Source organism: Vibrio gallicus (assembly GCF_024346875.1).
Taxonomy (GTDB): domain Bacteria; phylum Pseudomonadota; class Gammaproteobacteria; order Enterobacterales; family Vibrionaceae; genus Vibrio; species Vibrio gallicus.
Genome location: NZ_AP024871.1, coordinates 1087374 through 1110704 on the forward strand (window position 1 = coordinate 1087374; position 23331 = coordinate 1110704).

The window sequence follows — 23331 nt, forward strand, 5'->3', positions numbered from 1 at the left end:
CGCACCATTAACCTAACTTGATATGTCATCAACGCACGTGTTAAATCGTGCTCGTAGAGTCACTAAAATGCGCCTAACAATACCAAACATCCTCACCATGATTCGCCTGATATTGATCCCTGTATTTGTGGTCGTATTTTATCTTCCTTTTACATGGGCTCCGTTTGTCGCGGCCATGGTATTTTGGGTCGCCGGTTTTACGGATTGGCTAGACGGCGTATTGGCTAGAAAGCTTGGACAGATGTCCAGATTTGGCGCCTTTCTTGATCCTGTAGCGGATAAGGTAATGGTAGCAACGGCACTGCTGTTGATTGCCGAGCACTATGCTTCTTTGTGGATTACTATTCCCGCTATTATTATGATCGCAAGAGAAATCATAATTTCGGCATTAAGAGAGTGGATGGCAGAGATTGGTAAACGCTCTAATGTGGCAGTGTCATGGATAGGGAAGGTGAAAACCTTTTCACAGATGTTCGCATTGTGGGTACTGATCTGGCGCTATGATGATTGGATGGTATGGCTTGGGTTTGTCTCACTGTATGTAGCGACCATACTCACTATCTATTCAATGATGCAATACCTTAAAGCGGCGAAACCCGATCTCCTTGAATCAGAATAGTATAAGACCAGCTTCGGCTGGTTTTTTTATGGCTAAATAGGGTTTTTTACGCTCTAGGCTTCACTTCTGTTTTAATAGCATTGTGAATACAGTAAGTTACTCGATTACGCTCTGAATAAATAAGCAGCAAACTAGTCGAAATATAGTCACTAATTGCTAGATATCTAAGCAGTTAAATTAAGTTTGTTTGTAAAGCGAGCAAACGAATCCAAAATTTAAAAATTGTGTTGACTCACACCAGTGAATCCGTAAAATGCCTCCCCATACCGAAGCGAAACATCTTCGGTTTCAGAGGCGCCTTGGCAGAGTGGCTATGCAGCGGATTGCAAATCCGTGGACCTCGGTTCGACTCCGGGAGGCGCCTCCATATTTTATCTAATAGCGTATAGCTATCAGAATGCGACACTAGCTCAGTTGGTAGAGCGCAACCTTGCCAAGGTTGAGGTCACGAGTTCGAACCTCGTGTGTCGCTCCAAATAAATAGGTTATAGCTGTCAACTTAACGTTATCAGCTGTAACAAGATGGTGTCTTACCCATCGCAACAAGTTTTGCGTGCCCTGGTGGTGGAATTGGTAGACACAAGGGATTTAAAATCCCTCGGCGTTCGCGCTGTGCCGGTTCAAGTCCGGCCCGGGGCACCATCTTATAAAGCTTGCAGCTATAGGCTGTCAGCTATATGAATGCGACACTAGCTCAGTTGGTAGAGCGCAACCTTGCCAAGGTTGAGGTCACGAGTTCGAACCTCGTGTGTCGCTCCAAATAAATAGGTTATAGCTGTCAACTTAATGTTATCAGTTGTAACAAGATGGTGTCTTACCCATCGCAACAAGTTTTGCGTGCCCTGGTGGTGGAATTGGTAGACACAAGGGATTTAAAATCCCTCGGCGTTCGCGCTGTGCCGGTTCAAGTCCGGCCCGGGGCACCATCTTATATAGCTTGCAGCTTTAGGCTGCTAGCCTAGGAATGCGACACTAGCTCAGTTGGTAGAGCGCAACCTTGCCAAGGTTGAGGTCACGAGTTCGAACCTCGTGTGTCGCTCCAAATCAAAAATTGATAACTATCAGCTTAAGCTGTAAGTTATATGAATATGGCGCCTTGGCAGAGTGGCTATGCAGCGGATTGCAAATCCGTGGACCTCGGTTCGACTCCGGGAGGCGCCTCCATATTCTTGTTACCTTTCTTTATATCTTCTGTTTCAAATCACTTATTTATCGTTCATCAAAAAAATCCTTATTTCTAATATATTTACTCATCAAATGATATGAGAATGGACGTAATAGCCAACTTAATATCGATCGCCAAAAGCGGATAATCCCAGGCGTATTTTCATAAATCCTACCATCATATAGCCATAGCATCTTGCCCACATGCCAATATACAAGCGGTAGGGGCGGCATAAAGGTGACCATATCAAGATCGCAACAGATTCGATAAGTTTTATGGGCTAGCTTGTAGTTCTTTTTGAATTGCCAATTACCGATGGCAGGCTGGCCAAAGGTGACAATTCTTTTGATAGAGCGTGGATGTTTTTTCTCAAAATAGTCAGCAAAGACGCAACCGATAGCACCACCAGAAGAGTGTCCGGTAATGGTTATACGTTTTCCGTTTGCAACTAACGGCACCAATGCCAGTTCCAAACGCTCGACAACCGTCGCACCAAGATGGTCATGATTCTTGGATGGCAGGCTCTCTTGATTGAGTAAATGATGAAACCCAGCATGGATACGGTAGTTAAGCCCCAAAGGTTTGACACTGGTTGTCCATAGCGCGAGATTTAGTAACCAATCATAGGCACTATGCGACCCTTTTATCACTACGACCACTTCATTGCTGTTAGCACTCCACAGCACCCGTATCATGGTTTTACCAAAGCGATTTTTGATAATACGTTGCCCATTGGGATCAAATCCATACTTGGTTTGTTTAAATACCCGCGGATAGGCTAGATTGCATAGCACGGCATATCTTTCGTATTGGTAACGTTTAAGTGGTTTCATTAATCTGAAAATCGATATGAGTGATTACTCGACCATAATCAGTTTCTGTGACTTTGATATTACAGCGATGGTAGTGCATTGAAAGTGCGAGGGTTTTTACACTATTTATGGATGGGGTCACAATTAAGGCAGGAAAGAAAGAAGTCCAAATGAGTTCCACTCATTTGGACTTATCATCATTATGCGGTTGCCAATTGTTTACTTGGCGCACGTCGCTTTAGGAAAGCATAACTGATACCAGTTACCGCAGTGCCTGCGGCGATGGCGACTAAATACATAAATACGGGTGTGATAGCACCAGGAATGAGCAGTACAAAAAGTCCACCGTGTGGTGCCATGAGCTTGGCACCAACTAGCATTGATATGGCGCCGGTTAGTGCGCCGCCAATCATGCACGACGGAATGACTCGCATAGGGTCTTTGGCTGCGAATGGGATCGCGCCTTCAGAGATAAAACACATACCGAGTACAAATGAGGCTTTGCCTGCTTCACGTTCACCTGCTTCAAATTTATCTCTAGCAATAAATGTTGCCAAGCCCATGCCTAACGCGGGTACCATGCCGGCTGCCATAATAGCCGCCATAGGGGCATATGTTTGAGAAGCTAATAGACCCACACCAAATGTGTACGCAGCTTTGTTTATCGGACCACCTAAGTCAAAGCACATCATTGCACCTAGAATAATCCCAAGAAGGACTGCATTTGCGCTGCCCATGTTGTTAAGAAAATCCGTCATTGCCGCCATGATGGCTGCAACCGGACCACCAACAACATAAATCATTACCAGACCAGTAAATAAGCTCGCGATAAATGGGATGATGAGGATGGGCTTCAGGGCTTGCATTGATTGAGGAAGCTTTACCTTATCGGCGATGAATTTTGCGCAGTAACCGGCAATGAAGCCCGCCGCAATACCACCTAGGAAACCCGCGCCGGTAGAGCTGGCTAGCATACCACCAATCAGACCCGGAGCTAGGCCAGGGCGGTCAGCAATAGAAAATGCTATAAAGCCGGCTAATACCGGAATCATTAACGCAAATGCGCTGCCACCACCTATGGTCATGAGTGATTCAGCCAGTGTTCCTTGCTCTTTAAATGCCTCAATACCAAATATGAACGATAGCGCGATGATCAAACCACCGGCAACCACAACAGGAAGCATGTGCGATACACCGGTCATAAGGTGCTTATAGGCTCCTTTGTTCTCGTCAGCCGTGTTCGCTTGGTTATTGCTAGCCGTGTGTGTATAGGGAGTAGCTAAGGCAAATGCATTCTCAATTTCTTGTTCTGTTTTCTTAAGTGCTAGGCCTGTGCTGGTTTTGTAAAGCAGTTTACCGTCGAAGCGATCAAGGGGAACTTCAATATCAGCTGCGATAATGACCAGATCAGCATCGGCAATTTCCTGAGCAGTTAGTTGGTTTTTAGCACCAACCGAACCTCGCGTTTCGACCTTGATGGTATGACCTATACGCTTGCCATGTTCTTCTAAAGCCTCAGCAGCCATAAAGGTGTGGGCAACGCCAGTTGGACAGGCGGTAATCGCGACAATCTTCTTTGCCTTACCCGCAGAGTGTGTAGCGGTAGGCGCAACATAATTGCTTTGGGTCAGCACGCTCGCTTGTGAAATTGCTTTGTTAAGAAATGCTTTGGCGTCGCTGGCACACTCAGAAATATCCGCCTCGTAGACCTTTTTACCGATTAGGTGTTGAGTATCGACCGCTGTATTGGCTGCAATCACCACCACCTCTGATTCTAGGATCTGAGCCTCTGTCAGGGGTTGAGTTTCGATGACAGTTGAGCGGCACTCAATTGTTGCATCATGTCCAAGTTCCTGTGCTGCCTTATCTAGCAATCCGGCTGCGATAATGCTGTTTGCGACGCCGCTAGGGCAGGCTGTAATAATTGAAATTTTCATAGGGTTGACCTTTGTGTCCGTTAATGTCATTTGTAATCAGAATCAAGGATTCGATGTCTAATGACTCAGCTCATTTATTTGTATTTGTTGTTGTATAGATGTCACTTCATCAATGCTCGGTACGCCGACACCCACTTGACTCACAGCCAGTGCGGAAAGTGCGGTAGCAAAGGAGAGTAATTCTTGTTTGGTCAGTGATTGCATGTGTCCCCAACATAGCCCGGCAACTAGCGTATCGCCGGCACCTACAGTGCTTACCACATTCATGCGCGGTGGTTTGGCTTGTAAGCAGTGGTTGTTTTCTAGCCATAGCAGACCATCCGCACCCATGGAGACCACTATGTTGGCGATGCCTTTGCTGGCAAGGGACTGTGCGGCTTGTAAGCATTGTTGCTGGCTTTGTAAAGGGTGACCGACAAACTCAGCCAGCTCTTCATCATTGGGCTTGATAAGCCAAGGCTTGGAATCAAGTCCTTTTGCCAACGCATCACGACTGCTATCGAATAGCACGCGTTTGCCGTTGTGTTGCAAAAGAGCAATCCAGTCTGCACATTGTTGTGCACTGATACCGCGAGGCAAGCTGCCAGCAAACACAAAATAATCATGAGATTGCATTAGGTCATTAAGCTCGGATTCAAACTGAGCTATCGCCTTAGCATTGACTTCAACGCCCGGGAAATTGATGTCACTCACATCACCTGTATCTTCAACCAGTTTGACGTTGATGCGCGTTGAACCAGCGACGCGGATAAATCTATCGTGCGCGCCTATTTCTTCAAATAACCGACAGAACTGGTCTTGATTATCACGGCCTAAAAATCCCGTTACAGTGACATCTGCGCCTAAGTCACTAAGCACTCTAGCAACGTTGACACCTTTTCCCGCGGCGTGCAGAGAGCCTTGATCAACCAAGCTTACCGACCCTTTATTTAGTGTCGTTAGGCTACCGGTTAAATCCAGTGCTGGATTCAATGTGATGGTAACGACTTTATTTATTGAACTCATAGCGACTCCTTATCCTTCACCCAGTCCAGATGCGATGGCGTTGCCAATCGCTAAAAGGGCTTGGTCTGCATCAGCTCCGGCGGCGGAGAATTTCAATTCATGACCGTGTTTGGCACCCAAAGCGATAACCTTCATCAAGCTCTTTGCGTTAACGCTTTTATCTTCACCGTTGAGATTCGATACCCTAATAGTGGATTCGAACTTCTTAGCCTCTGCTACCAGCATTGCGCCGGGGCGCGCGTGCAGGCCGTGTGTATTGTTAATCCTAAATACGGCTATGTTGTCCTCGGTTGAAGCGGTGATGGGGTGCTCTCGGGTAAATAGAGCGACAAGCTGTTCACTTGATAATGCCAACAATTTATCCTGCTGCTGGTTAAACGTCAGCTCGGTGATTTTGTCTAGCATCTGCTGATGGGTATTGTTACAAGCGGCGAACGCGATAAGTGCATGTACAGGTATGCCGTCTAATTGGCATCGATTGCTGGTTGATACCACCGCCATGGCAGTGCGAGTAACTCCTTTGCTGCTGCTAACTATCCATTGGCCTTTACCTAAGTGGGTGGGTGCCTTAGTCACTAAATCTGAAACCAACTCCGGACCTGCGTAGCCGGCATTTTTTAGTAGCCCCCCGGCAACGGCTGCCAGTTGTACCATATCAGTGGCAGGGAAGTTCAGTTGAATTAGAGATGCATCAAACTCCGCTTCCAGTTGCACCTCGCCGTTAAGTAAGGCAATGATCTCACTTTCTGATTTTGCCTGTTTGAGCTTGTGTTCTATACCGTCAGCAGACAACACCTTGGTTAACTGCTTAAGAATTGCAAGGTGCTCGTCAGATTTAGCGGCAATACCAATGGCGATGTAGGCCGTGTTACCGTCACCCCAGTCGACTCCTTGAGGAAAGTGATGAACTGATACGCCAGTCTGTTGCACGAGATCACGAGTATCGGTAGTGCCATGGGGAATGGCGATGCCATTTCCTAAAAAAGTCGAGTTTTGCGCTTCCCGATTTAGCATGCCATCGACATAGCCGTCATCCACTAGACCCTTTGTGGTTAAGTCAGCGGCGATGGCTGTAATGGCATCAAGTTTATCCTTTGATGATTGATTAAGTTTGATGTTGTCGCTGTGTAATTGAAGCATGTTTGCTCACCTGCGTTATTCTTGTTCTCGAGTCAACTCAGTTGTTCGTTTGCCACTAATGCAATTAACTGAATCGATTCAGCAAAATGGTAAAAAATTCAGCAAATCCCTTTATCGGTATTAGCGTATGTATGTCACGGATAATGGCATATCAGCATAAATACATGTTTATTGGTAAAACTGTGAGTTGCTGAATCCTTTCAGCTTTCATACTGAACCGGTTCAGCATATAATTCAACGTGGTAACTAGGCTGGAATTCATTTATATGATCCATCGCACAAAAAGGACTGACCCATGACGTTAGACGAAATAGCGAAGCTTGCTGGAGTGTCTAAGACAACCGCAAGCTACGTAATCAATGGCAAAGCGCAGAAGTACCGTATATCGGAAAGAACTCAAAAAAAGGTAATGGCGGTGGTTGACCAGCACAACTATCGACCTGACCACGCTGCATCGTCATTGCGTGCTGGGCATAGTCGTTCATTTGGTTTGATCATCCCTGATTTAGAAAACACCAGTTATGCTCGGATTGCAAAACTGCTGGAACAGAATTCCAGAAAAGCCGGATTTCAGATCTTAATCGGCTGTTCTGATGATGATCCACACACCGAGAAGTTGGTCGCGGAAGCTCTGATTTCACGTCGTATTGATGCGCTATTTGTGGCAAGTGCGATAACGGATGCCAGCGAATATTATTTGCCGGTTCAACAACGGGGTACTCCTGTGATTGCCATTGACCGTTCATTAGATGATGAGCACTTTAGTTGCGTCATCAGTGAGGACTATGACGCGGCCTTTGAACTGACTAACTCAGTGATTAACGCTAACACCACTTGCATAGGCTTAATAGGGGCACTGCCAGATCTGAGTATCTCTAGAGAGCGTCACTTAGGTTATACCAACGCGCTGAAAGGTGCTGGGGTGCTGTCTCAGGTAGCTTACGGTGAACACTTTAATAATGAAGAGGGGAAGCGATTGTTTGCCAAGTGGGTTGAGGACGATACGATTCCAGATGCTGTAGTGACTACATCTTATACCTTACTTGAAGGGGTGTTGGATGTACTTATTGACAAGCCACAATTGATGGCAAAAATTAAACTTGGCACCTTTGGTGACAACCGATTATTGGACTTCTTACCGATAAAGGTGAACTCATTGCCACAGCAGTTTGAGCTAATTTGTGATAGCGCGCTAGCGTTGGCCTTGAACGCCTCCGCTAAGCGTTATAATCCAGGTGTGGAACTCATTTCTAGAAAAATTCGGATTCGAGGTTAGTAAGATTGGGGAATGCTTTTTTATTCGTTAGCAAAATCAACCGTTTTTTGTCGTTTTGTACAAAAAACAGCCATAAAAAGCATTGCTTCAATCGCTGATTTTTGATAAATTCTTGCGCAATCTCAGAAAGGCTCTGGGGGATACGCGTGATAAGCATTCCAAGCTGATTGTGATGTCACGTAGGGTAGGTACTAAACAGCTCTGTTTGGTAGATGGGAACATATTGCCAGTGATGGCGCGGATATAGGCACCCAACATGAATCGATCATATTTTAAAATCAGCTTTGTTCTTCCGGCTTATCGAGTTATTACTGAGCCTTGAGCTACCATTCTAACAGCGTAACGCTGGCACTCTTTTTTGACTAACCTTTGCTAGGGTTGGTTCGCTTTTATATTCCCACGAGCATGTATTGATACTTTTTCGCGGTGAAGATTTTATTACTCTTTTTTTTAGGTAAATATTAATGAGCTCTGCATTTGAATTCGAAATGTCGACTAAAGAAGTTGGCTTCTCTAGTGACGTTCCTGTAGTTGAAGGTATTTATGACCTCACTCCAGACCAAATGTTAATTGAACAAGCTGAGCACGAATCCGAGGTTCGCTCTTATCCTCGTCGTCTTCCTTTGGCAATAAAGCGTGCATACGGTGCATTAGTAGAAGACACGCGCGGTCAAATGTTTTTAGATTGTTTAGCTGGAGCGGGTACTTTAGCTCTTGGCTACAATCACCCCGAGATTAATCTGGCTCTCAAAGAGCAGCTTGAAAGTGGTCTTCCATATCAAACCCTAGATATTACGACTCAAGCTAAAGATAACTTTATTAAGCGAGTGAAATCCTTCTTACCTGAGTCCTTTTCTAGCAATTCTGCAATCCAGTTTTGTGGTCCATCGGGCGCTGATGCGGTTGAAGCGGCGATTAAGCTTGCTAAGCAAACCAAAGGACGCAACACCGTATTTGCTTTCCGTGGCGCCTATCATGGTATGACCAACGGTACTATGGGCATGATGGGTAACCTGGGCACTAAAGCGCGCCGTACAGGACTTATGTCAGATGTGCACTTTATGCCATTTCCATACAATATTCGTTGCCCATTTGGCTTAGGTGGTGAAGCGGGTGCCAAAGCGGGTATTCGCTATATTGAGCGCCTGTTGAATGATGACGAGTCAGGCATGATGAAGCCTGCGGCTATTTTCGTTGAGCCAGTACAAGGTGAGGGCGGAGTAATGCCAGCACCTGCTGCTTGGTTGCGCGAGCTACGTCGCATTTGTGACGAGCACGACATCCTATTGGTGTTAGATGAAATTCAGTGCGGCGTTGGTAAAACAGGTCATCGTTTTGCGTTTGAAGAAGCCGGCATTGTGCCTGATATTCTATGTCTGTCTAAGGCGATTGGCGGCGGTTTACCAATGTCTCTTTTGGTGTTTAAAAAAGAGATTGATACGTGGAATGCGGGCGAACACACGGGGACATTCCGTGGTAATCAATTAGCTATGGTAACGGGTGCTAAGGCATTAGAGATTATCGAACGCGATGGTTTGGTCGAGCATGCTGCAACTGCTGGGCAGTATCTGCGTGAAGGCTTAGAAGCTATCCAAAGCAAGGTGAACTGCGTAGCGGAAGTGCGTGGCAAAGGCTTGATGCTGGGTATGGAGATAGCCAAGCCAAGTGGCGAGCTGAATAAGTTTGGTGAACGCGCCGCTGATGGTGAGCTTACGCTTGCGATTCAACGTGCGGCCTTAGAGCGCGGTCTTATGGTTGAGAAAGGTGGACGTGATGGAAGCGTGATTCGTTTCTTGCCGCCATTGATTATTAGCTTTAAACAGATCGATTTTGTACTTAAGACCATGGAAGCGGCAATTCTGGCGGCAGGTGGCTCTTATACTGATCCTGAGCCAAGCAATAGTGAGTGGAAACAACACTTTATTCACACCGGCGCAAAGGGTGCATCTGAATTTGCAAAAGTGATGCACCATACTACTGAATCACTAAAATCGGTGTTTGAAGCAACAGATAAGCCATATTCGGGTCTAGACCCACAACAGCTACAAATGGCTATCAATGGTGTTGATTTGAGTTCTGGAAATCGAAAGTTAACCGAGGTTGTGGATCAAGCCGCTGAATTGGTCGCTAAAAATTCGATTATGGTTCAGCATCCAAATTGCATTGCTCACCTGCATACACCACCACTTATGTCAGCAGTTGCCGCCGAAGCGATAATCGCTGGCCTCAATCAATCTATGGATTCATGGGACCAAGCATCGGCTGCAACCTATGTTGAGCAAAAGGTTGTTGATTGGATGTGTGAGCAGTATGAGATGGGTGACAATGCTGATGGTATCTTTACCAGTGGTGGCACCCAGAGTAACCAAATGGGCTTAATGCTAGCCCGAGACTGGTTTGCAGATGTAACTAGTGGGCACTCTATTCAGAAACTAGGCAACCCAGATTATTTCGATAAATTGCGCATTGTGTGCTCTGATAAATCCCATTTTACGGTACAAAAAGCGGCAGCATGGATGGGGCTGGGTGAGAAATCAGTGGTTACGGTAGCGACTCATGCTGATGGTACCATCAATATTGAGGCTCTATCGACAGCGCTTACAGACCTCATTGAACAAGGCTTAATGCCATTTGCTATGGTTGCCACTGCAGGCACAACGGATCACGGCGCAATTGATAACATCGATGCGATGGCGCAAATCGCACAGCAACACAACTTATGGTTACATGTAGACGGCGCCTATGGCGGAGCGCTGATGTTAAGCAGTCATAAGGCGCGCTTAAATGGAATCCAAAAAGCGGATTCGGTTTCGGTGGACTTTCACAAGTTGTTTTATCAAACAATCTCATGTGGTTCTTTGTTAATAAAAGATAAGTCCAACTTTAAGTATCTGCTGCATCATGCGGATTATCTAAACCGTGAGCACGATGAGTTACCAAATTTGGTCGATAAATCGATAGCCACAACCAAGCGTTTTGATGCCTTAAAAGTCTATATGACCATGCAAAATGTTGGGCCAAAAACCCTCGGTAGTATGTATGATCATCTGCTTGAGCAAACACAAGCTGTGGCACAGCTTGTACGTGACCATGAGATGTTTGACCTATTAGCTGACCCAGCACTTTCAACGATTCTGTTCCGTTGTAAGCATCTTGATGAATCACGCTTAGATAAGCTAAATCAAAAGGTTCGTATTGAAGCTCTAGTACGTGGTGTGGCTGTTTTGGGTGAAACAGTCGTAGAAGGCCACTCGGCGCTTAAGTTTACTATCTTAAATCCTTGTCTGACCTTGTCAGATTTTACAACGCTTTTAAACGATATTGATAAGCTAGCCGTTGAGCTAGCAGCCTCTGGACTATAAGGAAAACAAAATGGCAGTTTTGCAAATCGGCGCTGGTGGTGTTGGTTGGGTTGTGGCTCACAAGGCAGCTCAAAACAACGACGTTCTCGGTGATATCACCATCGCATCTCGAACTGTAGCGAAATGTGACAAGATCATTGACTCTATCAAGGGTAAAAATAATCTCAAAGACCCATCTAAAAAGTTAGAGTCTTGCGCAGTAGATGCGGATGATGTTGCCGCGTTAGTTGCGCTTATCAATGATGTGAAACCAGACTTGGTTATCAATGCGGGTCCTCCATGGGTGAACATCACGATCATGGAAGCGTGCTTACAGGCTAAGGTTTCTTATCTTGATACCTCAGTTGCCGTTGACCTTTGTTCAGAAGGGCAGCAAGTACCTCAGGCTTATGATTGGCAGTGGGGTTTCCGTGACAAATTTAAGCAAGCGGGCATCACTGGTATTTTAGGCGCGGGTTTTGATCCTGGCGTTGTGAGTGTATTTGCAGCTTACGCGGTTAAACATTTATTCGATGAAATCGAAACCATTGATGTTATGGACGTCAATGCAGGCGATCATGGTAAGAAATTTGCAACCAACTTCGACCCTGAAACCAATATGCTAGAGATCCAAGGGGATTCATTCTATTGGGAAAATGGCGAGTGGAAACAGGTAGCTTGCCATACGCGCATGTTTGAGTTTGACTTCCCAAATTGCGGTAGCCACAAGGTTTACTCAATGGCGCACGATGAAGTACGTTCAATGCAGGAGTTCATTCCGGCAAAACGCATCGAATTCTGGATGGGCTTTGGTGATACTTACCTAAATTACTTTAACTGCATGCGTGATATTGGCTTGTTAAGCCCTGATCCTGTGACTTTACACAATGGCACAGTGGTTCAACCATTACACGTACTCAAAGCACTGCTTCCTGATCCAACCTCGTTGGCACCAGGTTATACGGGCAAAACCTGTATCGGTACTTGGGTTCGTGGTATTAAAGATGGTAAAGCGCGTAGCGTATTTATTTATAATAATGCCGATCACGAAGTGGCTTATGAAGATGTGGAGCACCAAGCCATCTCTTATACCACTGGTGTCCCAGCTATCACGGCTGCACTGCAATACTTCCGTGGTAAATGGGCAGAGGCGGGCGTGTTCAACATGGAACAGCTTGACCCTGACCCATTTCTTGAGACCATGCCTGAGATTGGTCTAGATTGGCATGTTGAAGAGCTGTCACCGGAAACCACACCGGATATCAAGATCCTAAAATAAATAACCAACAATTAACGAAAAGCCGGTGATGAATCGCCGGCTTTTGCCTTAGATAAGAGTGTAAACAATGCATCATTCTGATTTGCGCACCCCATTCTTCATGATTGATGAAGCAAAACTGGTCCAAAACCTAGAAATCGCCAAGCGCTTGAAAGAGCTGTCAGGTGTGAAACTGGTACTGGCTCTGAAGTGTTTTTCAACATGGGGTGTATTCGATATTATCAAGCCTTACCTCGATGGAAGTACTAGCAGTGGACCGTATGAGGTTAAACTTGGCTACGAAACCTTTGGTGGTGAGACGCACGCTTATAGTGTCGGTTATACCGAACAAGATGTGATTGAAGTGGCCGATATCTGCGACAAGATGATCTTTAATTCTCAGAGTCAATTGGCTCATTATCGCCATCTAGTGGAGGGTAAAGCTTCTATCGGCTTACGCCTAAATCCAGGGGTGAGTGTGGCCGGGCAAGATCTAGCCAACCCTGCACGTAAATATTCACGCCTTGGAGTGCAAGCGCAGCAAATTGACCCTCAAGTTTTTCAAAGCCTAGAGGGTGTGATGTTCCACATGAACTGTGAGAACAAGAGTGCGGACTCTTTTATCGGTTTATTGGATTATATCTCTGAACAATTTGGCGCTTATCTCGATAAAATGGAGTGGGTGAGTCTTGGTGGCGGAGTGTTCTTTACGTGGCCGGGCTATGAGCTTGAAAAACTCGCCACCGCATTGAAGGCGTTTTCTGATAAACATGCGGTGCAGCTGTATCTTGAACCAGGAGAGGCTATCATTACCCAAACTACAGACCTTGTGGTTACGGTGGTCGATATCGTTGAGAATGAAAAGAAAACTGCGATTGTTGATTCAGCAACAGAGGCGCATCGCCTTGATACCCTTATTTATGATGAGCCCGCTTCTATTCGTGAGGCCAGTGATGGGGCAAATCACCATTATGTGATTGGTTCATGCTCTTGTTTAGCGGGCGATCAATTCTGTGAAGCTGAGTTCGATAAGCCTTTAGATATTGGTCAGCGTTTACATATTATGGATAGTGCAGGCTATACCATGGTGAAGCTCAATTGGTTTAACGGCATCAAGATGCCATCTATTTACTGTCAACGCAGTAGTGGCGAGGTAGTTAAGCTAAACGAGTTTGATTACAGGGACTTTAAACGCTCACTATCACAATGGTCAGTATCATAAGAAAATGCCCCGTTAATTAACGGGGCATTTTTCTAATATCTACGACTCTTCAATCATTACTCGCGTATCTTCGCTGAGTAACTCAAGCTCATGTCGAACATCGTTTATTTGCACTTCTGCAGGCAGTTTCAGCGAAATTTGTGCGGTGAATAGGCTAGAGCTAACGCCACCACCGCCAGCTAGAAAGACGCGCTGACAATCTAGATCAACAATACTGATGCCTTGACTATCCAATACTTGAGTGATTTGGTTCACAATACCATCGCGATCACCGGCATCTATTCGAAGGTGAAAAATATCGTTGATATCGTGCAGTTTTGCATCACTGTCTGTAATTTGGGAGAGCAAAGTGGTTGTATCAGTGAATGCATTTTTTACCACATCTGCATTTTCTTGTGGCACCTCAACTTTTATTACACCAGCAACCTGGTTGTCAATGAAGTTAACCTTGCTAATTAACCACTTACCACCGTTTTCGTGGGTAATAGCTGTTAGCTGTTTAATCGTTGAGGGTGAAGCTGTGCCAATGAAATTGACGATGAATGATGTTTTCATGGAGAGTCCCTCTTTAGTTTGATAAGCGTATGAATTTAATAGTTAAATAACTTATTTTCATTACCTTAGATAATATCTGCCTGTTTATGCATGATATCAAGCAATAAATTGCCTTATTGATAATGAGTATTTACCAAAGTGTGATTTTGGTAAAGATTTTCTAAAAGTGCTCCAACCACTTGATATTTTAGGTTCATTCTTCATAAAAGTAGTGAGATTTTTTGGATAACCTTTTATGCTACGCATGTCTTTTTAAGGAACTGAATATGATTATAAAACCTCGAATTCGTGGATTTATTTGTACCACAACACATCCAGTTGGTTGTGAAGCAAACGTAAAACAACAAATTGAATACACTAAAGCCGAAGGACCGATTGCTAATGCACCAAAGCGTGTACTAGTTGTAGGCTCTTCAAGTGGCTACGGTCTTTCATCACGTATTGCAGCTGCGTTTGGTGGTGGTGCATCAACTATTGGTGTTTTCTTTGAAAAGCCGGGCACAGACAAGAAACCTGGTACAGCTGGTTTTTATAACGCTGCGGCGTTTGATAAGCTAGCTCAAGAAGAAGGGCTATATGCAAAAAGCCTAAATGGTGATGCCTTCTCAAACGAAGCAAAACAAAAAACAATCGACCTTATCAAACAAGACCTTGGTCAGATTGATATGGTTGTTTACTCGCTGGCATCTCCAGTACGTAAGCTACCTGAAACGGGTGAGCTGATTCGTTCTGCACTAAAGCCTATCGGTGATACTTACACCTCAACTGCCGTTGACACCAACAAAGACCTTATTACTGAAGCAAGCATTGAGCCTGCTACCGAGCAAGAGATTGCCGATACAGTTACGGTTATGGGCGGTGCAGACTGGGAACTTTGGATGGATGCACTTGCTGACGCTGGTGTACTTGCACAAGGTTGTAAGACAGTGGCTTATAGCTATATCGGTACTGAGCTTACTTGGCCTATCTATTGGGATGGTGCGTTAGGCCGTGCGAAGATGGATTTGGACCGTGCATCTAGTGACCTAAATGCGAAGCTTTCTGCAATTGGCGGCACCGCCAATGTTGCGGTATTGAAATCTGTAGTGACACAAGCAAGCTCTGCTATTCCAGTTATGCCTTTGTACATTGCTATGGTGTTTAAGAAAATGCGTGAAGAGGGTGTACACGAAGGTTGTATGCAGCAAATCTATCGTATGTTCAGTCAGCGCCTATACAAAGCAGATGGCTCGGCGGCAGAAGTAGATGATACAAACCGTTTACGCCTTGATGATTGGGAATTGCGTGATGATATTCAACAGCATTGCCGCGATCTATGGCCTCAAATAACCACTGACAACCTAAAACAGCTTACTGATTATGAAGCTTATAAAGAAGAATTCTTGAGCTTGTTTGGTTTTGGTATTGAAGGTGTTGACTACCAAGCCGACGTAAATACAAATGTCGCGTTTGATGTTATCGATATCTAAAGGCTAATGCCTGATTAAATAAAAAGGGGCGCGAATGCGCCCCTTTTTAGTGTCTGTCATCTTAAGCGTAAAGGCCTAGATTTTCTTTTGCGTAAGCTTCAAATTCAGTGAAACCACCAACATGGTCTTGGTCAACAAAGATTTGAGGAACCGTTTCAACTGGCTTGCCGACTGTCTTTTCAAGATCAGCCTTTGAAATACCTTCTGCGTGGATATCAACATAACGATAGTTAAAGTCATCACGTTTCGCTTTAAGTTCTTCTGCTGCATCTTTTGCACGAACGCAGAATGGGCAACCAGGGCGGCCAAAAATTACTACAAACATATATCTCTCCTTACTTGATAGAGAAACTATGCCTTAACCACCATGCGAAATAAAGCATATTTTGCCTGTTACTGTGATAGGTGTGGCCTATTAAATAAAAATTGAGTGGTCAAGCAACTCATTTTGGTGCGCGAGTGTCTGCAGTAACCCTTTATCTTAGCTAAGGCGTGCAACCTATGCAGCGCAGGCTATATCAAGTAGTGCGATATTCTTTTTTGCACCCGTTATTAACCTAGTCACATATTGGCGGTTTTGCTGAGACAGTATGATGCAATCACCTGTAAAGTAACCGTAGGTACACATAATTGCATACTGTCAGTCTTATGTAGTGAGCAAGTGATGCGTAGTGAAATCATGGTTGCTACATAAGACCAACAAGGAGGTTTATATTGTTTCAGTTTATGACGACCCCTCGCATAATCTTTGGTGAGGGATGCTTGAGATCATCTTTATCCACTCTAAATCAGTTTGGCTATAGCGTGTTATTGGTCACAGGTAAGGATCTCTCTCGCTCGGAAATTATAACGAGTTACCTGAAAACCCAAGGCATGCGGTATCAGCATATCTCGGTAACTAACGAACCCAATATTGCAATGGTTGAAGAGTCAGCCGTTGTGGCGCGTCTATTTAAACCGGATATGGTTGTTGCTATGGGTGGCGGTAGCGTTCTCGATATGGGTAAGGCGCTAGCCGCGATGGTTACCAATACTGGTGATCTTTATGATTATGTGGAGGTAGTTGGGCGCAATGTGCCTATCAAGGCGCAACCTATCCCTATGATTGCTATTCCTACTACGGCCAGTACTGGGGCTGAGGTCACTAAAAATGCGGTTCTCAAATCAGCGCAAGATAAGGTTAAGGTTAGTTTGCGCAGTCCAGATATCCTGCCCAATGTTGCTATTGTTGACCCCACGTTAACCTACGGCACTGACCCTAGAACCTCTGGCAGAGGAGCAATGGATGCATTTACTCATTTAATGGAAGCCTATGTGTGTGGTGAACCAAACCCCTTAACAGATATGATCTGTGAAGAAGGGTTACGCCGTTTAGCCCGTTCGATCCTACCTGGCTGTCGTCAAGATAACCCGAGAGCGAGAGCCGATCTCTCTTTTGCGGCTATGTTGGGTGGAATGGCCATTACCAATGCAAAACTCGGCGCAGCACATGGCCTAGCTTCTGCTTTAGGCGGTAAGATATTGGCACCACACAGTGTGATTACAGCGCGCTTAGCACCTGTGGTTATGAGTGAAAATATGCGCGCTGCCAAGCTCAATGGACGCAACGATTTGCTTACCCGATATCGTAAGATTGCGCAATTATTGCTCGAAGATACTGAAGCACAAATGGAAGATGGGGTGGAGTGGGTTAAAAGAATGCTTGAGAAGCTAGAAATTCCAACGCTTTCTTACTACGGTTTGTCTGATACGCCTTTTGATGTCATAGCAAAAGATGCAATGAAATCTGTTGCAATCCAAGGTAATCCCTTGCCCCTCACGCAAGAGCGCCTCGTAGAGGTATTAAATCAGGTGTGTTATAACCCAGTAAATCGAAGTTCCTCCCAGATGGGTGATCTCTCAGAAATGCATTAAACAAAGGAGCGAAAATGTCCTCACATTATCAACCACCTAAGGTATGGGTTAACACTGATACCGGAGGGGAATGGTCAAGCATAAACCGACCTGTTTCAGGTTCCACCCATGACGAACCGCTTCCTGAAGGAAAACACCCATTTCAGCTCTATTCTCTTGCAACGCCTAATGGTCAAAAAGTGACAATTATGCTTGAGGAGTTGCTGGCTGCAGGAATTAAAGAAGCGGAATATGATGCCTATCTGATTAAGATTGGCGAAGGGGAGCAGTTTTCATCTGGTTTTGTTGCCGTAAATCCAAACTCAAAGATCCCTGCATTGGTGGACAACTCTGGTAGTGAACCGATATCTGTTTTTGAATCCGGTAATATCCTTTTATACCTTGCTGAAAAATTTGGCAAGTTTGTTCCTACTGAACCGGCAAAGCGGGTTCAGGTATTGAACTGGTTGTTTTGGCTACAAGGTTCAGCGCCGTATCTTGGAGGGGGATTTGGTCATTTTTATGCCTATGCGCCTGAGAAATTCGAATACCCAATTAACCGTTTTACTATGGAAGCAAAGCGTCAACTTGATGTGCTAGATAAAGAATTAGCACGTAATGAGTATCTAGGTGGTGATGAATATACTATCGCAGATATGGCGACTTGGACTTGGTATGGTGGGCTGGTATTGGGCCGATTATATGACTCAGAAGAGTTTTTACAGGTTGACGAATATAAAAATGTTCAACGCTGGGCGAGGGCAATCGACTCTCGTGAAGCGGTTATGCGTGGTCGAATTGTGAATCGTGTTTGGGGTGATGAACATGAGCAACTGGCAGAAAGGCATAGCGCTGCAGATATTGACGCAATACTAAAGTAACACATATAAAAAAAGCCCCTGCTTATTATATAAGCAGGGGCTTTTTTTATTTAACTGCCTTAGAAGCTCAGTGATCAGCTATGCTGTCGCTGAGTAGTTCACAATTCATATATTATTAAAGGCTGTCTTCGCCTCTGCCAAAGCGTGATTCCTTCAAGGTATCTTTTACTCGCTTTAGGTTGTCTCTAAAGCCACTACCGCGGCGTAAGGTAAACCCAGTTGCAAGAACATCGATGATTGTCATTTGCACAACCCTACTTGCCATCGGCATATAGACATCAGTATCTTCTGAAATATCGAGTGTAATAGTCAGCGATGCAACCTTATAAAGAGGGGAGTCTTTAGCGGTGATTGCAATAACCGTTGCACCGTTATCACGTGCGAGTGCGGCTATTTCAATGAGGCTTTTTGTTCTACCTGTATGAGAGATCAGAACAACGACATCATTATCAGTACTATTAATACAACTCATACGTTGCATTACAGGATCATCAAAGCACGAGATTGGAATATTGAAACGTATAAACTTATTCTGTGCGTCTTTTGCTACTGAAGAGGATGCGCCCTGGCCAAAAAATGAGATACGTTTGGCTTGGGTGAGTAGATCGACTGCTCGGTTTACTTGGGTTGCATCTAAGCTATTCTTGGCTACATCAAGACAAGCCATTGTGGATTCAAAGATCTTATGCGTATAGGCATCCGGACCATCACTCTCTTCCACGTTACGACTTACATAAGGGGTGCCATTGGCTAAGCTTTGGGCAAGGTGTAATTTAAAGTCAGGGAACCCTTTAGTGTCTAAACGACGGCAAAAACGGTTTACCGTTGGTTCACTTACATCTGCCAACTTGGCTAATGTTGCAATACTAGAGTGAATCGCTGTTTGTGGATTTGCCATAATTACTTCGGCAACCTTTCGCTCTGACTTACTAAAGTTATCTAGGTTTTGTTGTACTTTTTCTAAAGTATTCATAGGTTTGGCACAGTAAATTATCTAAAAGTGAATCTCGACAAAAGAGAAAGGAGGCTCAAAAAGTTAACTTCAGTATATACTGAACTGACTTATGGTTGTAATAATTCCGAAATTTTATAACAACTTAAGCATTAGAATATGACAAACATCAAAAATGAAGGGTGCTACACCTCATTTTTGCAACGAAGTAGCGAATGAATTAGGTTATTTGTACCTTTTATTCGACCTCTGAAGTAAAAAAATTACATTTGACGTAATATTTCATCAGTCAATTCCTCAATTTTCTTAGCTAATGAAGGCGCTTGTGTTGCGATTTCAGATTGCTCAATTAAGATATTTCGCAAGATATCTTCAGTAGTAAGTGGATTGGCAAGCACAACTCGAAATACTGTCGTGGTTAATCCATCAAATTGTTGAGGCGTCAGGGTTGTCCGTGAAACAAATGATAGTCCATTCTCGCGCTGACGTTTCTGAATGAATTGAGTCATGCTATTTAGGAATTCATTCAGTTTATATTTCTGTTTATCATTAGCATGTTGCATGGCCAACTGCACTTTGGGTGGTGCGTAGCGATAGGTTAGCAAACACAATTCAGGTTCGGTCACTAATTCAAATGATGGCTGTTGCTCAATTAAATCAGCGAAAAAACGTGCTTTATCAATACCGTTATTGATTAATAGCTCATAACCTGGACGACTTAAAATATGCATGCTGGAGTAAACAAGCATCGCCATTCCAGAGCGCGAACCTTCAAGGGTATAGCGGCCAAGATCTTTTGAACCTTTACGTAAAATGTAGGCTGCATGGTGTTCTACATTTTCCATTGCACTTGGGTCTTTAAATAACACCATTCCCGCACCCATAGGGATATAAAGCTGTTTATGGGCATCAATTGTAATCGAATCTGCACGTTCAATGCCATTTAGTAAATGACGATGCTTATTCGACATTAATGTCGCTCCACCCCAAGCGGCATCAACATGGAAATGACATTGATGTTGTGCGCAGATATCTGCAATGTCATCGAGGGGATCAATGTTGCCTGTCTCTGTGGTACCAGCAACCCCGACTACAGCGATTGGTTTTATTCTTTGAGCTTCAAGTTCACTAAGCTTTAGTTTTAGTTCATTGATATCAATACGGTTATTGGCATCGGTTTTGACTTTAACCAGATTGTCGTGACCGAGGCCGAGTACATCGGCGGCTTTTTTAAGAGAGTAGTGTCCACGCTCAGAAACCAATACTGCCATACCTTGATATTTGTAGTGCAGCATAGCCTTGAGTAAACCTTGTTTTTGAATACCCTCGAACTCACCATCAGCTGGAAATGCGTTATTTCGTGCGACCCATAGCGCAGTAATATTGGCAACGGTACCGCCTGAACAAAATGCACCAAGACAGTGCTTTGCACTGTGCATCCAATGGCTATAGAAGGCATCATCTTGTTGAAAAATAAGGTTGTGCAGCATACCTAGAACTTGCCTCTCTAGAGGGGTAAATGCCTTAGAGGTTTCGATCTTTACTAGGTTTTGGTTTAAGGCGATCATGATTTTTGACAACGGCATTAAGAAATAAGGCAATGCAGAAGTCATGTGACCGATAAAGCTTGGTGATGAGGTATGTACTGACTGAGATACCAGTTTATCAAGTAGATGTTGGGTATGGTCAGATACAAACTCTGGTTGCTCAGGCAAACCTGCACAACTAAAATCCTTTTCAATTTCAGTGAGAGGCTTCTCTTCAGCAACGATATGTTCTTTAAGAAAATCGTTTAGGTTTGAGGATAAGCGTTTTGATATTTGAGTGAGCGTCGATTCTGGCCCTTCAGGGACAGTAAATATTTTCAACAATCTGTCAAAATCTACGAGTGCTTTTTTTTCCTGTGGAACCATATTCGAGTTTTATGTGTGGTGAACATTTAGCGGGACAATGTAATAGATTATGGGAGTAATGTCTCGGTTTTTTTGATGCTGAATTTAAGTTTGATTTGTTGGTAATTAGCTTGAAAGCGATTTTGGATAACGTCAATTACTTTTGCGTAGTATCAATGGTATAGACTCACTTCTGGGATTGACTACTTTAGCCGATCCCAGTAGCCAGTATGGATTAATTACATTTGATTTGATTTGTCGATTGAACCGCGGAGTTGTATGCATCCAGAGCTGGTTGGATTTTGTTTGGATGGCTAAGAAGCTCGGCAAGCGCGGAACGGAATTCATAGTTTTGGGGGTTGGGCTTTGCTTGTCGGTAGGCAAAGCTTGCTTGGGCTGCTTGTCCCAATTCATCATCACGCTGACTCAATGCTTTTATATCTTGCTGGCTAAGTTGCAGCCATGACTCAACATCTAATTCAGTCGCCACCTTGTCCGGTTGCTCACTTAGTAGCAGGCTAACAGCAGTACGGTTGAGCTCAAAATGCATGACTCTGCCTTTAACAAACCATTCACTCACTTGTTTAAGTTCAGGGTTGGCGGTACTCGTTAGCTCAGAGAGATCCTGATACCATTTAATCGAAGCATCAATATAGGTATTGTATTTGTCGATTTGACATTGCGTACTATTGCTAGCAAGTGCGATAGGAGAAGATAGGGCAGATAGTGACACCATTGCAAAAACAAACGCTTTTTTCATTGGTTAAATTCCTGTGTATGAATTGGGAGTAATCTACCAAATCTCGTATGTTAAGGCACAAACCAGAGGCTAAGTTTGTGACCAAAAGCCAAGGTGGTTATTGAATAATCGATCTACATGCTGGCAAAGGCTAAAATGCAAACCGGAACGAGTAAACTCAGCAAGAAACCGCTGACAATCGCAACTGGCACGCAGCGGATGCCACCTGTGGTTTGGATTACCGGAAGGGTGAAGTCCATTGCAGTTGCACCGGCAAAGCCGATTGCAGTGCAGGGGCGACTCTTGATTAAGATCGGAATAAAACTCAGTGCAAGTAGTTCTCTTAAAAGCTCTATGATTAATGATGCGCTACCGTATAAAGGTCCATAGCTGTCAGTAATTAAGATCCCAGATAACGAATACCAACCGAATCCGGAGCCCATCGCTAAGCCTTGTAATATAGGTAAGCCGAGCACGATTGCTGCAAGTATTCCGCCTATCCATGAGGTGATCGCAACTACTGCAGCAATCGTAAGACCTTGTTTATTAATAAGTATCTCTTTTAACGTCAAGCCACTGTTGCGTAACTGTATACCGATAAAGAACAGCAATACCAATAACGTCCATTCACTCGCGGTATGCACCCAGTGCCAGTAACCCGGTATAAGCAACCCAATTATCACACCCAATGCTACGATAGCGACTAATTTTAGGGACTCGGATGCCATCTGGAATAATGGCAGCTGGTTGTGTTTTCCTTCGACCTTAAGTGGCATCACTCGGTCAATGAGTGGCAGAGCTAAAAGATTACATAACGAAATGAGCAAGAAAAAGCAGGCGGTAATGGTAAGTATGTTTTGTACATTTTCTCCCAGTCCATCCATATCAGCAATGCTGAGACCCATTAGTAATAGGATAAATAGGACTGTATGGGAGCACAGTCGATTAAGTCGCTCTAATAATGATTGATTCGATGTTGAGATGAGGTAGCCCATAATCAGGGGCAAGAAAATAAATAACAGTCCAGATAACATTGGGTCGTGAATAATCGTAGTGATAAATATGCGTTGACTGTATAACAAAGCTCTTTACTAAGCAAAGCTCTTCATATCCTAACCATGGGCATATCTTTGATAGATGAGGTTATTGTGTAGCTGTTAGTTGACTAAATTTAG

Annotated in this window: 18 protein-coding genes and 7 tRNA genes; 15 read left to right on the forward strand and 10 right to left on the reverse strand. The window is 44.3% G+C overall.

What is annotated here, in order from left to right:
- Window positions 1-67: 67 nt before the first annotated feature.
- The 8 genes from pgsA (at window position 68) to OCU28_RS05065 (ending at window position 1783) form a co-directional block, all read left to right on the forward strand.
- On the forward strand, window positions 68-619 hold the full coding sequence (pgsA, locus tag OCU28_RS05030) for a CDP-diacylglycerol--glycerol-3-phosphate 3-phosphatidyltransferase (protein ID WP_261817246.1): 552 nt from the start codon (window positions 68-70) through the stop codon (window positions 617-619).
- A 293-nt stretch (window positions 620-912) separates the two neighbouring features.
- A tRNA-Cys gene (locus tag OCU28_RS05035) sits at window positions 913-986 on the forward strand.
- Window positions 987-1018: 32 nt separating this feature from the next.
- Window positions 1019-1094 (forward strand) — tRNA-Gly (locus OCU28_RS05040).
- An 80-nt stretch (window positions 1095-1174) separates the two neighbouring features.
- Window positions 1175-1261, forward strand: a tRNA-Leu gene (locus tag OCU28_RS05045).
- A gap of 41 nt (window positions 1262-1302) precedes the next feature.
- Window positions 1303-1378: transfer RNA gene (locus OCU28_RS05050), tRNA-Gly, on the forward strand.
- A gap of 80 nt (window positions 1379-1458) precedes the next feature.
- A tRNA-Leu gene (locus OCU28_RS05055) sits at window positions 1459-1545 on the forward strand.
- A 40-nt stretch (window positions 1546-1585) separates the two neighbouring features.
- Window positions 1586-1661, forward strand: a tRNA-Gly gene (locus OCU28_RS05060).
- A 48-nt stretch (window positions 1662-1709) separates the two neighbouring features.
- A tRNA-Cys gene (locus OCU28_RS05065) sits at window positions 1710-1783 on the forward strand.
- Window positions 1784-1828: 45 nt separating this feature from the next.
- Here the strand turns inward: OCU28_RS05065 and OCU28_RS05070 are convergent.
- The 4 genes from OCU28_RS05070 to fruB all read right to left on the reverse strand — a co-directional run bounded on the left by OCU28_RS05070 (window position 1829) and on the right by fruB (window position 6678).
- Window positions 1829-2617 (reverse strand): lipase family protein, encoded by a 789-nt coding sequence (locus tag OCU28_RS05070; protein ID WP_261817247.1) that lies wholly within the window; start codon window positions 2615-2617, stop codon window positions 1829-1831.
- Between the two features lie 179 nt (window positions 2618-2796).
- Complete coding sequence (fruA, locus tag OCU28_RS05075) at window positions 2797-4533, reverse strand: PTS fructose transporter subunit IIBC (protein WP_261817248.1); 1737 nt, start codon at window positions 4531-4533, stop codon at window positions 2797-2799.
- 57 nt (window positions 4534-4590) lie between these two features.
- Window positions 4591-5538, reverse strand: a complete 948-nt coding sequence (gene pfkB / locus OCU28_RS05080; protein WP_261817249.1) for a 1-phosphofructokinase — start codon at window positions 5536-5538, stop codon at window positions 4591-4593.
- 9 nt (window positions 5539-5547) lie between these two features.
- Window positions 5548-6678, reverse strand: a complete 1131-nt coding sequence (gene fruB / locus OCU28_RS05085) for a fused PTS fructose transporter subunit IIA/HPr protein (RefSeq protein WP_261817250.1) — start codon at window positions 6676-6678, stop codon at window positions 5548-5550.
- Window positions 6679-6973: 295 nt separating this feature from the next.
- On the opposite strand from fruB, the gene cra reads away from it, so the two are divergent.
- From cra to nspC, 4 genes are all read left to right on the forward strand, one after another.
- Window positions 6974-7954 carry a catabolite repressor/activator gene (gene cra / locus OCU28_RS05090; RefSeq protein WP_261817251.1) on the forward strand — a complete coding sequence of 327 codons (981 nt, stop codon included), beginning with the start codon at window positions 6974-6976 and terminating at the stop codon, window positions 7952-7954.
- A gap of 464 nt (window positions 7955-8418) precedes the next feature.
- Window positions 8419-11316 carry a pyridoxal phosphate-dependent class III aminotransferase gene (locus tag OCU28_RS05095; protein ID WP_261817252.1) on the forward strand — a complete coding sequence of 966 codons (2898 nt, stop codon included), beginning with the start codon at window positions 8419-8421 and terminating at the stop codon, window positions 11314-11316.
- A 10-nt stretch (window positions 11317-11326) separates the two neighbouring features.
- Window positions 11327-12574, forward strand: a complete 1248-nt coding sequence (locus OCU28_RS05100) for a carboxynorspermidine synthase (RefSeq protein WP_261817253.1) — start codon at window positions 11327-11329, stop codon at window positions 12572-12574.
- A gap of 67 nt (window positions 12575-12641) precedes the next feature.
- The gene (nspC, locus tag OCU28_RS05105) at window positions 12642-13775 is read left to right on the forward strand and encodes a carboxynorspermidine decarboxylase (protein ID WP_261817254.1); all 1134 of its coding nucleotides are present in this window, start codon (window positions 12642-12644) and stop codon (window positions 13773-13775) included.
- A gap of 39 nt (window positions 13776-13814) precedes the next feature.
- Here nspC and OCU28_RS05110 read toward each other — a convergent pair whose 3' ends face one another.
- The gene (locus OCU28_RS05110; protein ID WP_261817255.1) at window positions 13815-14330 is read right to left on the reverse strand and encodes a glycine cleavage system protein R; all 516 of its coding nucleotides are present in this window, start codon (window positions 14328-14330) and stop codon (window positions 13815-13817) included.
- Between the two features lie 266 nt (window positions 14331-14596).
- Between OCU28_RS05110 and fabV the strand changes: the two genes are divergently transcribed.
- Window positions 14597-15799: an enoyl-ACP reductase FabV gene (gene fabV / locus OCU28_RS05115; RefSeq protein WP_261817256.1), complete on the forward strand. Its 1203-nt coding sequence runs from the start codon at window positions 14597-14599 to the stop codon at window positions 15797-15799.
- A 61-nt stretch (window positions 15800-15860) separates the two neighbouring features.
- Here fabV and OCU28_RS05120 read toward each other — a convergent pair whose 3' ends face one another.
- Window positions 15861-16124: a GrxA family glutaredoxin gene (locus OCU28_RS05120; RefSeq protein ID WP_261817257.1), complete on the reverse strand. Its 264-nt coding sequence runs from the start codon at window positions 16122-16124 to the stop codon at window positions 15861-15863.
- 389 nt (window positions 16125-16513) lie between these two features.
- On the opposite strand from OCU28_RS05120, the gene OCU28_RS05125 reads away from it, so the two are divergent.
- Window positions 16514-17713, forward strand: coding sequence for an iron-containing alcohol dehydrogenase (locus tag OCU28_RS05125; protein WP_261817258.1), 1200 nt, complete (start codon window positions 16514-16516; stop codon window positions 17711-17713).
- 14 nt (window positions 17714-17727) lie between these two features.
- Window positions 17728-18573 (forward strand): glutathione-dependent disulfide-bond oxidoreductase, encoded by an 846-nt coding sequence (yghU, locus tag OCU28_RS05130; RefSeq protein ID WP_261817259.1) that lies wholly within the window; start codon window positions 17728-17730, stop codon window positions 18571-18573.
- 115 nt (window positions 18574-18688) lie between these two features.
- On the opposite strand, the gene OCU28_RS05135 is transcribed toward yghU, so the two are convergent.
- The 4 genes from OCU28_RS05135 to OCU28_RS05150 all read right to left on the reverse strand — a co-directional run bounded on the left by OCU28_RS05135 (window position 18689) and on the right by OCU28_RS05150 (window position 23190).
- On the reverse strand, window positions 18689-19546 hold the full coding sequence (locus tag OCU28_RS05135) for a MurR/RpiR family transcriptional regulator (protein ID WP_261817260.1): 858 nt from the start codon (window positions 19544-19546) through the stop codon (window positions 18689-18691).
- A 242-nt stretch (window positions 19547-19788) separates the two neighbouring features.
- On the reverse strand, window positions 19789-21438 hold the full coding sequence (gene panP / locus OCU28_RS05140; RefSeq protein WP_261817261.1) for a pyridoxal-dependent aspartate 1-decarboxylase PanP: 1650 nt from the start codon (window positions 21436-21438) through the stop codon (window positions 19789-19791).
- 214 nt (window positions 21439-21652) lie between these two features.
- Window positions 21653-22177, reverse strand: coding sequence for a hypothetical protein (locus tag OCU28_RS05145; protein WP_261817262.1), 525 nt, complete (start codon window positions 22175-22177; stop codon window positions 21653-21655).
- Window positions 22178-22290: 113 nt separating this feature from the next.
- Window positions 22291-23190 (reverse strand): lysine exporter LysO family protein, encoded by a 900-nt coding sequence (locus tag OCU28_RS05150; protein WP_261817433.1) that lies wholly within the window; start codon window positions 23188-23190, stop codon window positions 22291-22293.
- Window positions 23191-23331 lie beyond the last annotated feature (141 nt).

Excerpts from the sequence above, each read along its gene's own strand:
- pgsA (WP_261817246.1), top strand. The coding sequence starts at position 68 with ATGCGCCTAACAATACCAAACATCCTCACCATGATTCGCCTGATATTG.
- OCU28_RS05070 (WP_261817247.1), bottom strand. The coding sequence starts at position 2,617 with ATGAAACCACTTAAACGTTACCAATACGAAAGATATGCCGTGCTATGC.
- fruA (WP_261817248.1), bottom strand. The coding sequence starts at position 4,533 with ATGAAAATTTCAATTATTACAGCCTGCCCTAGCGGCGTCGCAAACAGC.
- pfkB (WP_261817249.1), bottom strand. The coding sequence starts at position 5,538 with ATGAGTTCAATAAATAAAGTCGTTACCATCACATTGAATCCAGCACTG.
- fruB (WP_261817250.1), bottom strand. The coding sequence starts at position 6,678 with ATGCTTCAATTACACAGCGACAACATCAAACTTAATCAATCATCAAAG.
- cra (WP_261817251.1), top strand. The coding sequence starts at position 6,974 with ATGACGTTAGACGAAATAGCGAAGCTTGCTGGAGTGTCTAAGACAACC.
- OCU28_RS05095 (WP_261817252.1), top strand. The coding sequence starts at position 8,419 with ATGAGCTCTGCATTTGAATTCGAAATGTCGACTAAAGAAGTTGGCTTC.
- OCU28_RS05100 (WP_261817253.1), top strand. The coding sequence starts at position 11,327 with ATGGCAGTTTTGCAAATCGGCGCTGGTGGTGTTGGTTGGGTTGTGGCT.
- nspC (WP_261817254.1), top strand. The coding sequence starts at position 12,642 with ATGCATCATTCTGATTTGCGCACCCCATTCTTCATGATTGATGAAGCA.
- OCU28_RS05110 (WP_261817255.1), bottom strand. The coding sequence starts at position 14,330 with ATGAAAACATCATTCATCGTCAATTTCATTGGCACAGCTTCACCCTCA.
- fabV (WP_261817256.1), top strand. The coding sequence starts at position 14,597 with ATGATTATAAAACCTCGAATTCGTGGATTTATTTGTACCACAACACAT.
- OCU28_RS05120 (WP_261817257.1), bottom strand. The coding sequence starts at position 16,124 with ATGTTTGTAGTAATTTTTGGCCGCCCTGGTTGCCCATTCTGCGTTCGT.
- yghU (WP_261817259.1), top strand. The coding sequence starts at position 17,728 with ATGTCCTCACATTATCAACCACCTAAGGTATGGGTTAACACTGATACC.
- OCU28_RS05135 (WP_261817260.1), bottom strand. The coding sequence starts at position 19,546 with ATGAATACTTTAGAAAAAGTACAACAAAACCTAGATAACTTTAGTAAG.
- panP (WP_261817261.1), bottom strand. The coding sequence starts at position 21,438 with ATGGTTCCACAGGAAAAAAAAGCACTCGTAGATTTTGACAGATTGTTG.
- OCU28_RS05145 (WP_261817262.1), bottom strand. The coding sequence starts at position 22,177 with ATGAAAAAAGCGTTTGTTTTTGCAATGGTGTCACTATCTGCCCTATCT.
- OCU28_RS05150 (WP_261817433.1), bottom strand. The coding sequence starts at position 23,190 with ATGTTATCTGGACTGTTATTTATTTTCTTGCCCCTGATTATGGGCTAC.